This is a genomic window from Massilia forsythiae (genome assembly GCF_012849555.1).
GTDB lineage: Bacteria > Pseudomonadota > Gammaproteobacteria > Burkholderiales > Burkholderiaceae_D > Telluria > Telluria forsythiae.
Genome location: NZ_CP051685.1, coordinates 4,165,176 through 4,178,438, shown reverse-complemented (window position 1 = coordinate 4,178,438; position 13,263 = coordinate 4,165,176). Strand labels below are relative to the sequence as shown.

Here is a 13,263-nt window from a genome sequence, read left to right as displayed (position 1 = left end):
TCGAAGAATCGAACCATTCGGCCGTCCCGCCAAGGCCGTCCGGCACGAATGCCAACCAGATGAGGACAATATGACCAACAACGCTCACGACATGCGTGACGTCCAGACCGGCGCAGTTGCCGCCGAACCGGGAATGAAAGAGCAATTCGACACCTTGAAATCGAAGGCTGCCGACGTCCTTTCCTCTCCGTATGTGCGTGGCGCCGCCGTACTGGGCGTCGCGGCAGCCAGCTATGCTTACGTCAGGCGCAAGAAAACCCCAGTGTTCGGCAAGAAGGCCCCTGTGCTCGGCAAGAAAGCCCCCGTACGCAAGAAAGCGCCGGAACACAAGAAAGCGCCGGAACACAAGAAAGCGCCGGAACGCACCCGCGATGCCGGCAATATGCTGAAGGTGGGCAGCTTTCTCGTCTCCGTGGCAGCGTCCGTCGTCTCGGCCATCAACGATGCCAGCGTCGACGCATCCGCCCCGGTCCGGAAAGACACGGGCTATGTGCCGCCGCGCATGGCCGAGCGCGCATCCGAGGTAAAGGATGCGGAACCGGCCACGCCCGCGCGCCCGAAGTTCGAACACAGCGCATCGAGCTTCATCGGCAGGCAGTGGCAGATCTTCCTGGCGGCGGCCAACGCCTGGATGGACGATTACGCGCCGAGCATGGGGGCGGCGCTGTCGTATTACACGCTGTTTTCCCTGGCGCCGCTGCTGGTCCTCATCATCGCGATCACCGGCATGGTCTTTGGACAGGACGCCGCACAAGGCGCGATCATCGCGCAGCTGCAAGGCATCATGGGCGAGGAAGGCGCGAGCGCCGTGCAGGGCTTGCTGCAAGCCGCGCATGAACCGTCCACCGGCATCGTCGCCAGCATCGTCGGCGGGGTTCTCTTGCTGATGGGCGCAACGGCGATCTTCGCCGAGCTGCAAACCGACCTGGACCGCATCTGGGAAGTGCCGGCGAAAGCGAAACCGTCCGGCATCTGGGGGTGGTTGCGCAGCCGCGTATTGTCCTTCGGCCTGGTTCTCGGACTGGCGTTCATGCTGATGCTTTCGCTCGTCGTCAGCGCCGGGCTCGCCGCCGCGGGCGATTGGCTGGGCGGCGGAAGCGCAGCCGAAAGCGTGCTGGCAAGCGCATTGAATTTCATCGCATCGCTGGCCATCTTCACGGTGCTGTTTGCGATGATCTACAAGCTCATGCCGACCGCGAAGATCTCCTGGCACGATGTCTGGATGGGTGCCGCAGTCACGGCCTTGCTCTTCAACGTGGGCAAATCCCTGATCGCGCTGTACCTCGCGAAATCGAGCGTGGCCTCGGGCTTCGGCGCGGCCGGTTCTTTCGTGATTCTCATCGCGTGGTTCTATTACTCGGCGCAGATCTTCCTGTTTGGCGCTGAATATACGTGGGTGTACGCGAACAGCAAAACGAAATAGCCGCACGTTTCCTTCGTTCATGTCACGACTCGCTGAACAGGCCGGATAAGTCATTGATGGGGAGCGTTTCGCCGCTATGCCATAAGGCCGCGACGCGCTCCATATGGCTGACGAACTGGTGGCGAGGTTGTGCGCCATGACCAAGTAACAGTATTGATCAAGAGCCGATGCATTTAACTCCCAAGCCGGTCCCAACGCTCGTTTCCGCAGCCGTCATCGGCGTAACAGCTGCGACCTGCTCGACCTGTGGCGTTGGGCTTGTAAACGGCACGAAAATCTGGTGTGCGTTGCCGATATTCTGGCTTTTCGGTTTCCCCGTCGCGATAGGTACGGCAATCGTCTTCGGTTTGCCGCTGACGCTCATTTTTTGGAAGCTCCGTCTGGCACGCTGGTGGCAATTCGGAATGGCCGGATGCATCTGTGCCATACCCTTCTGGATCGAGGTTTCCAAACCGTTCATATCAGACAATTGGATGGAATCTGGTCTTTATGATTCCTTGAATTATTGTGGATCTGGATTCGCAGGCGGACTGTCGTATTGGTGGATGAGCCGAAAGACCGGTATTGGCAAGAACGTGAGCAAGGCAAATCGAGAAATGGATGAGTCTGCGTAACTCTCCATATCGGTACAGCCTCGTCGATACGCTGCGAGGCCATTAAGCCATTCTTGTCTCAGCGCCCGGCGCATGCGGCGCGAACCAGACGCTTCGACTCAACGACACCATGCGCCCGATGCACGACTTCGGCCTATGGGAAGAACGCCGGTAGCCGCGTCAGGGAAGCGCATGCACATGTTCGAGCGGATTGGCGCGATTCCGGTCCCCGCCCATGCGCGCATCGAAGTTGCGCGCCGGCGGCACGAGCGGCGCGGCCAGGCGCCCGCCATGGCGCTGCCAGATGGCGATCCACCCCGGCACCCCATCCTGGCGCTCCTGGCGCACGCCTGCCAGCTTTTCCATGATCGAAGGATCGGCGGCGGCGGCCACCGACAAGGCCACCAACCGGTCCAGCGGCGCCGCCTGCACGTCGAGGATCGAAGCCAGCATCACCAGCGGCGCCGCCGCGAACAGGTGGTAGGCCAGCGCCCGCCCGCCCCGCGCCAGCTCGTAGGGCAGCGTGCCGTCCGGCTGGACCTGCCCCATCGCGTCATCGAACACGCGCCGGCCCCAGGCCAGGCTGTGCGCGTCGCCGGTCACCGCGCCGGTGGCGGCCACCGCCAGGCCTTCCCAGTAATAATGGTTGTTGCGGATGCCCTTGTGCGCGTCCGCATGGCGCATGGTGGCGTCGGCCAGCGCCAGCAGCCAGCGCTCGATGCGGCGGCGCTGTTCCTGCGCCGCCGCCGGCTGTACGCGCGCGTAGCTCAGCGCCAGGCCCGCCAGTGTCCACTTGCGCGTGTAGTACGACTGCTCGGTCGTCATCCTGCCCAGCAGCGCATCCTGGCCGGCCCAACTCGCCAGCCAGTCGAGCGCGCAGCGCGCCTGCGCCGGGTCCTGGCCGCGCGACCAGGCGTCGGCCGCGTGCGCCACCGCGTTCAGGTAATCGGTGACCGGCTTGACGGCGGCCTCGTTGCGCGCCTTCAGCGCCGGGTCGACGATCGAATGATGGCTGTCGCTGTAGTAGCCGTTGGCGTCGATGTCGCGCACCGCCGGCGGCGGCGCCTCGCAGGCCGTGGCCAAGCTGCCGGTGCAGGCCAGCAGCAGCGCCGCGGTGTACAGGCCTGGCGAAAAGGGGCGACGGTTCGGGATACGGTGCGGCATGGTTCCTCCTGGGCTTGCCGCGATTATGCCTGCAAGCGGGAACGGCCATCCGCATGCCGTGTCCGCAAAGTTAGTTCCCGTACGGTGCGCCCGGCGCAAATGCATAGACTGTCCTTCGGCAGGCCCTGCCTTACCGAGGTGACAGGAATGAAGAACGACGAACGATCCGCCGCAGACAAAGAGAGCAACGCCATCCCGAACGCCGACCCGTCCACCGCCGCCAAGGCGGCCGGGCTGCGCTACGTCCACGACGACCGCCCCGGCATCGGCCGCAAGGCCGTCAAGGACGGGTTCCGCTACCTGGACGCCAAGGGCAACACGGTCGACGACGAGGCCACGCTGGCGCGCATCAAGGCGCTGGTGATCCCGCCGGCCTGGACCGAGGTGTGGATCTGCCCGCAGGCCAACGGCCACCTGCAGGCCACCGGGCGCGACGCGCGCGGGCGCAAGCAGTACCGCTATCACGCCAAGTGGCGCAGCACGCGCGACGAGGTGAAATACGAGCGCATGATCAACTTCGGCAAGGCGCTGCCGCAGATCCGCAAGGACGTCGACCGCGCCCTGAAATTGCCCGGCCTGCCGCGCGAGAAGGTGCTGGCCACCATCGTCTACCTGCTGGAAGCGACCATGATGCGCATCGGGAACGACGAGTACGCGCGCGAAAACAAATCGTATGGCCTGACCACGCTGCGCAACCGCCACGTCAAGATCGACGGCAGCGAGGTCGAGTTCAGCTTCCGCGGCAAGAGCGGCGTGCACCACGACGTCAAGGTGCACGACAAGCGCCTGGCGCGCATCATCCAGCGCACGCGCGACCTGCCGGGGCAGGACCTGTTCCAGTACCTGGACGAGGATGGCGAGCGCCACACGGTCGATTCCGGCGACGTCAACGACTACCTGCGCGACATCACCGGCGAAGACTATACCGCCAAGGATTTCCGCACCTGGTCCGGCACGGTGCTGGCCGCGCTGGCGCTGCAGGAATTCGAGAAGTTCGACTCCGAGGCGCAGGCCAAGAAGAACGTGGTGCGCGCCATCGAATCGGTGTCGGAAAAGCTCGGCAACACGCCGTCGGTCTGCCGCAAGTGCTACGTGCACCCGGCCGTGCTGGACGCCTACCTGGACGGCACCATGATCGAAGGCCTGCGCGCGCGCGCCGAGCAAAAGCTGGTGCAGGAACTGCACGAGCTGGAACCCGAGGAGGCGGCGGTGCTGACCATGCTGCAGCTGCGCCTGGCGCAGGACGCACCCAAGGACGCCGGCCTGCAGGTCAAGCGGCGCGCCGCCTGATACCCCATTCAACCACATCGACAAAGGAACACACGATGACTTCAACTTCCGCGTCCAAGGGCGCCTGCACGATCGAGCTGGTGGCGGACTTCGGCCACCAGGTGACCGGCATCTCGGTCTCCGAGGACAACCGCATCTTCGTCAACTTCCCGCGCTGGACCGAGGACAATGCGATCTCGGTGGCCGAACTGAAGGACGGTTCGCTGGTGCCCTACCCCGACGAGGCATGGAACGCCTGGCGCAACGCGAAAAAGGACGAGGTCACACCGCACGACCACTGGGTGTGCGTGCAGAGCGTGGTCGCCGACGGACGCGGCAGTCTGTGGGTGCTCGACCCGGCGGCGCCGGCGCAATCGCACATGGTGGACCAGGGCGCCAAGCTGGTGCGCATCGACCTGAGCACCGACAAGGTAACGCAGACCATCGCCTTCGACGAAGAGGCCGCGCCGCAGGGTTCCTACCTGAACGACGTGCGCTTCTCGCAGGACGGCAAATACGCCTACATCACCGATTCCGGCGTCACCGGCGCCATCCTGGTGGTCGACATCGGCGCCGGCAAGACCGTGCGCCTGCTGGACGGCCATCCGTCGACGCAGATGAAGAAAGGCTTCAACGTCAAGGTCGACGGCGAGGTGCTGCGCCGCCCGGACGGCCGCGGCGTGGAATTCTCGGCCGACGGCATCGAGCTGTCCAAGGACGGCGACTACCTGTACTGGCAGGCGATCAAGGGCGAGGACCTGTACCGCATCCCGACCGCCGCCCTGGTCGGCGCCGGCCTGCGCGGCGAAGACGTATCGGGCCAGGTGGAAGCCTACGGCAGGAACGGCGTCAGCGACGGCCTGCTGGTCGCGCGCGGCACCGACGACATGTATTTGAGCGCGGTCGAGGACAATGCGATCAAGGTACGCAACCTGGCCGCCGGGCCGTCCGGCGAACCGCGCATCGTGGTGCAGGACGAACGCCTGCGCTGGCCGGACACCTTCAGCCAGGGACCGGACGGCACGATCTACGTGACCACCTCGCACATCCAGGACTCCGCGCTGTTCAAGCCGGACGCGCCGGCGGCCTTGCCGACGCAGTTGTGGAAGCTGGTGTTTGCGGGGTAAGGGAAGTCGATGATGGACAGAAGATAAAATCCGCGTCGTCCCCGCGCAGGCGGGGACCCATGGTGAGCAACGCAATTCGCGAACCGTTGCAATACCGCGACGTGTCTGCATGCGCGACTTCGGTAACGCCGCATGGGTCCCCGCCTGCGCGGGGACGACGGTCTCTCTGCCGCCGGCCGGTCGCAGCGCTGCCGAAACATTATCAGGCAGCTGGCCTGGCCTTTACAGTACCACCGCCTTCTTCTCGGGTTTCACCAACTCCGCCAGCGCCTCCCCCAGCATCTCCAGCGTGTACGGCTTCGGCAATGCCCGCACGCCCGGAATCGCTACCGTACCGCCATAGCCGCTGGCCAGCAGCACCGCGATATCCGGAAACTGCGCCCGGGCCAGCTGCGCCAGGTCGGTGCCCTGGATGCCCGGCAGCTGCAGGTCGGTCAGCAGCACGTTCACATCGCGCGACAGGTGCGGCATCGCTTCCTCGGCGCTGGCCACGGCGATCACCTCGTGGCCCAGGTACTCGATCATGTCGCGCGTGTTGTCGCGGATGGTGGTCTCGTCTTCCACCAGCAGCACCTTCAACACCGTACCATCGCCCGGCGCCGCAGCGGCGGACGGCGCGGCGGGCGCAGGGTCAAGCGCCACGGCGGCCGGCAGCGGATTGGCCCTGGCCGCCTGCTTCTGCTTCTCGTTGGCCAGCACGTGGCGAATCTTTCTCGCCAGGCTCTCCTTGGTGTACGGCTTGCCGATCAGTTCGACGCCGGCATCCAGGCGGCCGCCGTGCACGATCGCGTTCTCGGTATAGCCGGAGGTGAACAGCACCGCCAGGTCCGGCAGGCGCTCCTTGGCCTTGCGCGCCATGTCCGGGCTGCGCAGCGGTCCCGGCATGACGACGTCGGTGAACAGCAGGTCGATCGGGATGCCGCTGTCGATCACGGTCAGCGCGGCGCTGGCGTCGCTCGCCTTGAGCACGCGGTAGCCCAGTTCGGTCAGCATCTCGACCACGGTGGCGCGCACGGCGTCGTCGTCCTCGGCCACCAACACGGTCTCGCTGCCGCCCACCACCGGCTGCATGTCGAGCGCCTCGTAGGCATCTTCCGCGGCGCGCGAGCGCGGCAGGTAGAGCTTGATCGTGGTGCCCTCGCCGACCTCGCTGTAGATCTTGATGTGGCCGCCGGACTGCTTGACCAGGCCGTACACCATCGACAGGCCCAGGCCGGTGCCCTTGCCCTCGGCCTTGGTCGAGAAGAACGGCTCGAAGGCTTGCTGCAGCACCTCGGGCGGCATGCCGGTGCCGGTGTCGCTGACGGCGATCACCACGTACTGCCCCGGCGCCACGTCCGGATGGGTGGCGCAGTAGTTGGCGTCCAGCAGCGCGTTGTTGACCTCGATGGTCAGGCGCCCGGCGCCCTCGGCCACGTCGGCCATGGCGTCGCGCGCATTGATGGCCAGGTTGAGGATCGCGTTCTCCACCTGCGCCACGTCGATCGCGGTACTCCACAGGCTGCCCGAGATCACGGTCTCGATCTCGATTTCCTCGCCCAGGGTGCGGCGCAGCATGTCTTCCATGCCGGTGATCAGGCGCCCGACCTTGACCACCTTCGGCTCGAGCGGCTGCTTGCGCGCGAACGACAGCAGCGAGCTGGCCAGCTTGGCGCCGCGCTGGACGCTGGCCAGCGCGTTTTCCACGCGACGGCGGCCGACCGGCATGTCGGCCAGCTGCGGCGCCAGCAATTGCAGGTTGCCGGAAATGACCTGCAGCAGGTTGTTGAAGTCGTGCGCCACGCCGCCGGTCAGCTTGCCGATGGTTTCCATTTTCTGCGCCTGCTGCAGCGCCGCCTCGGTGCGGCGCATGGCTTCGGCCTGCTGCAAATCGGCGGTGATGTCGCGCCCGATGGCGTTGATGTGGTCGTCGCCCGGCACCGCCGTCCACGACAGCGTGCAATAGCTGCCGTCCTTGCGGCGGTAGCGGTTCTCGAAGCGGAACACGTGGTTGCCGCCGCTGAGCGACCCGATCTGCTGCACGGTCGACTGCACGTCGTCCGGGTGGATCAGTTCCAGCAGCGAGGTGCCCAGCACTTCCTGCTCGCGCCAGCCGAGCGTGGCGGTGAAGGCCGGGTTCACCGCCGCCAGGCGTCCTTCGAAGTCGGCGATCAGCATGAGGTCTTTCGACAGCCGCCAGATGCGGTCGCGCTCGGCGGTGCGCGAGGTCACCTGCTCTTCCAGCGTGGCGTTCAGCGATACCAGCGCCTGCGCCGTCGACTTCTGGTCCTCGATGTCGGTATTGCTGCCGATCCAGCGCGTGACCTTGCCGTCCTGGTCCAGCATCGGCAGCGCGCGCGCCAGGTGCCAGCGGTAGGCGCCGTCGTGGCGGCGGATGCGGAATTCGACGTCGTAGCGGCTCCCCGCCGCCACCGCCTCGCGCCAGCGTTGGACCACGGCCTCGAGGTCGTCCGGATGCACCAGCGCCGCCCAGCCGTCCGCATCCAGCGCGCCGCCGGCCACGCCCGAATATTCGTACACACGCTCGTTGAACCAGTCGAGCTGGCCGTCCGCCGGCGCGGTCCACACATGGTGCGGCATGGCCTGGGCGAAGGCGCGGAACTTGGCCTCGCTCTCGCGCAGGCGCGCTTCGGCCTGCACCTTGGCGCTGGTCTCGACCACCACCGCGATCACGCCGGCGATGTCGCCGCGCTCGAAGATCACCGGCGAATAATCCAGGTTCATCCAGACCTGCTCGGGACGGCCATGGCGGTGCAGCGTCAGTTCCTGGTCGGCATAGCTGAGGATGCCGCCCTGCATGACCACCTTCATCACGTTGTCGTTGAAGGCGGCGACCTCGGGCCAGCCCTCGCGCACCTTGGTGCCCAGCAGGCGCGGATGGCGCCCGCCCGCGAACACCGAATAGGCGTCGTTGTAGATCATGTAGCCATCCTCGCCCCACAGCGTGACGATCGGCACCGGCGAACGCAGGATCAGGGCCACGGTCGTCTTCAAGCCGGCCGGCCAGCGCTCGAGCGGGCCGAGGGCGGTATCCGACCAGGGGAAGGCGCGGATCAGCTCGGCGGTCTTGCCGCCGCCGTCGAGGAAAGTCAGGGCTTTGTCAGGCATGTCTCGGGAAAACGAGGTGAACGAGGTCCGTATTCTACTGAACGCGCGCGCGACGTGCCGAAGTTGCGTCCGTTTGTCTTCCATGCCGTTTGTTCAATTATTTTTTGCCATGCTTCGAGAAGGATTCCGACATCTGAACAGGCGTGCGCCTACATCGAAGACGGGGTCACCCTGCCAGAATCGTGCCTCCCAGCGGCCCCGCGCCGTCGAATCCACTATTTTTACCACTTCACGGAGGCAGGCATGAGCATCAAGATCACCCCGGGTTTCCTGGCCCTCGCATTCGCCGCAGCCGCCATCGGCATGGGGCCGGCGCACGCGCAACCGGCAGCGCAAGCCGCCACGGCCGCGTCGCAAGCACCGATATCGAAAGGCAACCATGCGGCCCTGCAGCAGGTGGCGCAGTTCGGCCACCAGGTCACCGGCGTCACGGTCGCCGAGAACGGCCGCACCTTCGTCAATTTCCCGCGCTGGACCGAGGACTCGGCGGTGTCGGTGGCGGAAGTCATGGCCGATGGCTCGCTCAAGCCCTACCCCGACGCCGAATGGAATGCCTGGCGCAACGTCAAGCGCGACGAGATCAGCCCGCAGGACCACTGGGTATGCGTGCAGAGCGTAGTGGCGGACGGCCGCGGCAACCTGTGGGTGATCGATCCGGCCGCGCCCGGCAACGACGGCCTGGTGCCGGACGGCGCCAAGCTGGTGCGCATCGACCTGAAGACCAACCGCGTGGCGCAGGTGATCCGCTTCGACCAGAACGTGGCGATTCCCGGCTCCTACCTGAACGACATGCGCTTTTCGCGCGACGGCCGCTATGCCTACCTCACCGATTCCGGCCAGCGCGGCGCGCTGGTTGTCGTCGACCTTTCGAACGGCAACGCCAGGCGCGTGCTGGACGGCCATCCGTCCACGCAGCCCGAGAAAGGCGTGGTGGTGACCACCGACGGCAAGCCGGTGCGCTACCCGGACGGCCGCAAGGTGCTGTTCGCCGCGGACGGCATCGCCCTCTCCTCGGACGGCGCCTGGCTGTACTACAAGGCGCTGACCGGCAACACGCTGTACCGCATCCAGACCAGGGTGCTGGAGTCGGGCGGCCTGGCCGGCCAGGACGTGAGCGGCAGCGTGCAGAACTTCGGCAACATCGGTCCCACCGACGGCCTGTGGATCGGACGCGGCACCGAGACCCTGTACCTCACCTCGATGCAGGACAACGCGATCAAGGCGCGCGACCTGGCGCAGGGCGCCACCGGTACGCTGCGCACGATCGTGCAGGATGCGCGCCTGCGCTGGCCGGACACCTTCAGCCAGGGTCCGGACGGGTCGCTGTACGTGACCACCTCGCGCATCCAGGATTCCGCGTTCTTCAACAAGGACGCGCCGCCGGCACTGCCGACGCAGCTGTGGAAATTCAAGCTGCCGCGGTAAACCCGACCGTCGTCCCCGCGCAGGCGGGGACCCATGCTGAGGCGAAAGAAATCAGCTAGCCAGAATTTCACGAACGTCGATTTAGCGGGATTCCAACTCCGCCGAATGTCGTTACTCGGTATGGGTCCCCGCCTGCGCGGGGACGACGGTGGTGTTGGTGACGGATGCGAAAAAGGCCCGGTTTCGGCATTGCCGGAACCGGGCCTTATTCAAGGCCACCTCTAAAAACCTCGGCTGACCTGACGCCGGCTGGGTAAAATCTTGAGATCGAACCAAGCCAGTGAGTGTCGCCGTGATGAAACCCCGGATCAGTCTATTTGCCGAGCAGGAGCGCGAGGACCGGCGCGCGAAGCTGGGCGATCCGCTGGTGGGCCTGGCCGAGCATGTGGATTTCGAGGCGCTGGCGGGGAGCATCGATGCCGCCGCGCCGCGTCCGTCGCGTGCCAAGGGCGGCCGTCCGCCATACCCGACAGTGTTGATGATCAAGATCCTGGTGCTGCAACAGCTCTACAACCTGGCCGACGACGCGCTGGAGTATCAGTTGCTGGACCGGCGCAGCTTCCTGCGTTTTCTGGACCTGACGGAAAGCAGCAGCATCCCCGACGCCAAGACGATCTGGCTGTTCCGTGACCGTTTGGCCCAGGCAGGCGTAGGCAATCAAGTATTCGAGCAAGTCCAGCAACAGCTGCTGTCGCAAGGCTATCTTGCCCGCTGCGGCCAGATCGTCGACGCTTCGCTGGTCCAAGCCCCGGTTCAACGTAACAAGCGGGAAGAGGCCGAGACGGTCAAGGAAGGCACGATGCCGCTAGGCTGGAAACCGCATAAGCGCGCGCAAAAGGACGTCGATGCCAAGTGGACCAAAAAGCACGGCAAGAATCATTTTGGGTACAAGCTGCACGCCAGCGTCGACAAGCGTTGCAAGCTGATCCGCAAGATCGCCATCACCCATGCTGCCGTAGCCGACACCACGGTCTTCGAGGAATTGCTCGACCTGAGCAACACAAGCCGGGATGTCTATGCCGACCGTGGCTACCCCAGTATCGAACGCGAAGCCAGATTGAAACAAGCCGGGTGGCGCGTGCATATTCAACGACGCGGCCATGCGACCAAAGGCATTTCCGAGACGCAGAAACGGCGCAACCGCGCGATCGCCACACCGCGAGCCCGTGTCGAGCATGTATTCGGCGCCCTGGCTCAAATGGGTGGAAAACTGGTGCGCTGCCTCGGCATCGTGCGCACGACCTTCGTCCTGCAGTTGAAGGCTGCCAGTTACAACCTCAAGCGTCTCGTATTCTTGAAAGAACGCGGTCTGGCACCGTTCTAAACCCACGGTTTGGCAGCCTGCGGCTGCCAAACCAGCCTGTTCATGTACGTGTCGCGATCAAAAATCGCGTTGTCGGAGAGTCGCGGCACGCTAAATCGTGGTTCAGATTGCCTGCTGACGTTCAAAACTGGGTTATTCGAGGTGGCCTCAAGCATCGAAACGTCGATCAGAACGTCAAACGTCCCTCGATCGAATCGTCCAGCGTCTTGCCGAGCACGGCCCCGACCGCCACCTTCACGCCGGCGACCACGTCGCCGTGCTTGTTGTCCCAGTAGTAGCCGGTCTGCGGTACGAAGCGGATCACGGTGATGCGCGGGTCGTCTTCGCCCTCGGTGAACCAGGTCTTCAGCAGCGGGTTCCACAGCTCCTTGATCTTGCTGCGGTCCTGCGACACTTCCGCCTTGCCTTCCAGCTCCAGGAAGCCGGAATGGGCGCCGATCTGGAAGTACAGTTTCAGCGCCGGGTTCGATGCCAGTTCCTGGTTCTTGTGGCTGTCGCTCGCGCTCAGGAACCACAGGTTGCCGGCGTCATCGGACTTGCGCACGCTCATCGGACGCACGCCGTTGGTTTCGCCGGTGGCCGCGGCGGTGACGAAGAAGCAGCTCTCGGCATCGTCGGTCATGTCCTTGACGCGCTTGATGGCGTCGGCGCCGCCGAGGTCGCGGCGGTTCTCTTCCGGTTGGTTGCGATTGATCGAATCCATATTCTTCTCCTGAAGGCCACGATGGCCGATATGGCAACTCTACGGATTCGCACGGGTCGCGTATGTGCGGCTACGCACACGCACGCACGTTGGCGTAGAACGATCTCAAAGACGCGGGTCGTAGACGTATTGGCGCACGACCTGAGCGTTGACCTTGGCAACGGCTGGATGAGCAGGGTTGATCAGGACGTTATGTTCCTCGGGAACAATCACGGACGGAACCAATAGAACCGGCGAGTCCGTCTTTGCCAGCCAAGCGTTACCGAATGTGATCGACGTAGAGCCCGGCGGCTCGGCCTTCCAGGTGATATCCAGCTCATCCGGCGCCACGATGACCCGGCGACGCCAGAGCGTTGCAGGTATGTCGATCCGTACCAGAAAAGCATTTCGTATCGCAATGTTGTCGCCGAGATGGGCGAGTGTTTCCAGTGTTGCCAACGAAACAGTCGTCGCCGCGTAGACGACGGCGCGCCCTTTCGCGTTCCAGCGCCCGCCTGTCATTTTCGCGCCGCCGCCGGTCATGTCATCTGCACGGTACTGAGCGGTATGCTTGGCGATACGCCAGACAGGCTGGGCGCCTCTCGTCGTCAAGACACCACCCCATATTCTATGCGGCCGAGGGTGTCGAGCACCAATTCGTAGCCGGGCTCCGTATCGAGCAGGGCAAGCGGGATCTCGCCGCCCAGCGAACGGTTGTTCCGGTTCAGCCAGGCACGCGCGGCATCCGCGTCCTCCAGTACCTCGATTGCCCGCGCCAATACTTTTTCGGCGCGGTATACGCGATCCTGCTCCGTGGCCGAGAGCAGCCCGCCCGCGCTGATGCGCCCTTTTACAGTACTCTTCGGCAAGTGCAGCAGATCGAACAACCTTTCCTGAGTGACGCCCAGCACGGATGCGATGCGCGGTATCGTGCGTGCTGGCGTGCCGGTGCGCATTTGCGCAATCATGTCGAAAGGCGTACCCATGAAAGCGAGTACGGGACTGTCACTCGTTCCCGTACGTACTTCCGTACCGCTCACAGACACACGACGCACTTTCGGTTGGCCGCTATGTTCGTTTGCAGTCGCAGAGGATTTCCCGGCGTTTTTTCCCTGCTTCGTTTTCGCTACCATCGTTCGATCCAGTTC

General features: G+C 64.8%; 11 protein-coding genes. 5 read left to right on the top strand and 6 right to left on the bottom strand.

From position 1 onward, the window contains the following. Positions 1 to 70 precede the first annotated feature (70 nt). On the top strand, positions 71 to 1,423 hold the full coding sequence (locus HH212_RS17780) for a YihY/virulence factor BrkB family protein (RefSeq protein ID WP_229217334.1): 1,353 nt from the start codon (positions 71 to 73) through the stop codon (positions 1,421 to 1,423). 157 nt (positions 1,424 to 1,580) lie between these two features. Here the strand turns inward: HH212_RS17780 and HH212_RS17775 are convergent, their stop codons facing one another. Next, the gene (locus tag HH212_RS17775) at positions 1,581 to 1,874 is read right to left on the bottom strand and encodes a hypothetical protein (RefSeq protein WP_211172359.1); all 294 of its coding nucleotides are present in this window, start codon (positions 1,872 to 1,874) and stop codon (positions 1,581 to 1,583) included. Positions 1,875 to 2,196: 322 nt separating this feature from the next. Further along, complete coding sequence (locus tag HH212_RS17770) at positions 2,197 to 3,180, bottom strand: alginate lyase family protein (RefSeq protein ID WP_170203687.1); 984 nt, start codon at positions 3,178 to 3,180, stop codon at positions 2,197 to 2,199. Between the two features lie 147 nt (positions 3,181 to 3,327). On the opposite strand from HH212_RS17770, the gene HH212_RS17765 reads away from it, so the two are divergent. Further along, positions 3,328 to 4,470 carry a DNA topoisomerase IB gene (locus tag HH212_RS17765; RefSeq protein WP_170203686.1) on the top strand — a complete coding sequence of 381 codons (1,143 nt, stop codon included), beginning with the start codon at positions 3,328 to 3,330 and terminating at the stop codon, positions 4,468 to 4,470. 35 nt (positions 4,471 to 4,505) lie between these two features. After that, positions 4,506 to 5,576 (top strand): L-dopachrome tautomerase-related protein, encoded by a 1,071-nt coding sequence (locus HH212_RS17760; protein WP_170203685.1) that lies wholly within the window; start codon positions 4,506 to 4,508, stop codon positions 5,574 to 5,576. Between the two features lie 222 nt (positions 5,577 to 5,798). Here HH212_RS17760 and HH212_RS17755 read toward each other — a convergent pair whose 3' ends face one another. Then, positions 5,799 to 8,684 (bottom strand): hybrid sensor histidine kinase/response regulator, encoded by a 2,886-nt coding sequence (locus tag HH212_RS17755; RefSeq protein ID WP_170203684.1) that lies wholly within the window; start codon positions 8,682 to 8,684, stop codon positions 5,799 to 5,801. A 243-nt stretch (positions 8,685 to 8,927) separates the two neighbouring features. On the opposite strand from HH212_RS17755, the gene HH212_RS17750 reads away from it, so the two are divergent. After that, positions 8,928 to 10,109: an L-dopachrome tautomerase-related protein gene (locus tag HH212_RS17750; protein ID WP_229217333.1), complete on the top strand. Its 1,182-nt coding sequence runs from the start codon at positions 8,928 to 8,930 to the stop codon at positions 10,107 to 10,109. A gap of 295 nt (positions 10,110 to 10,404) precedes the next feature. Beyond that, positions 10,405 to 11,433, top strand: a complete 1,029-nt coding sequence (locus tag HH212_RS17745; RefSeq protein ID WP_170203683.1) for an IS5 family transposase — start codon at positions 10,405 to 10,407, stop codon at positions 11,431 to 11,433. Positions 11,434 to 11,599: 166 nt separating this feature from the next. Here HH212_RS17745 and HH212_RS17740 read toward each other — a convergent pair whose 3' ends face one another. The 3 genes from HH212_RS17740 to HH212_RS17730 all read right to left on the bottom strand — a co-directional run bounded on the left by HH212_RS17740 (position 11,600) and on the right by HH212_RS17730 (position 13,248). Further along, positions 11,600 to 12,136, bottom strand: a complete 537-nt coding sequence (locus HH212_RS17740) for a pyridoxamine 5'-phosphate oxidase family protein (protein WP_170203682.1) — start codon at positions 12,134 to 12,136, stop codon at positions 11,600 to 11,602. A gap of 105 nt (positions 12,137 to 12,241) precedes the next feature. Then, complete coding sequence (locus HH212_RS17735) at positions 12,242 to 12,727, bottom strand: RES family NAD+ phosphorylase (protein ID WP_170203681.1); 486 nt, start codon at positions 12,725 to 12,727, stop codon at positions 12,242 to 12,244. After that, on the bottom strand, positions 12,724 to 13,248 hold the full coding sequence (locus HH212_RS17730; RefSeq protein WP_170203680.1) for an Xre family toxin-antitoxin system antitoxin: 525 nt from the start codon (positions 13,246 to 13,248) through the stop codon (positions 12,724 to 12,726). Before HH212_RS17730 ends, HH212_RS17735 begins: the two co-directional genes overlap by 4 nt. Between the last annotated feature and the right edge of the window lie 15 nt (positions 13,249 to 13,263).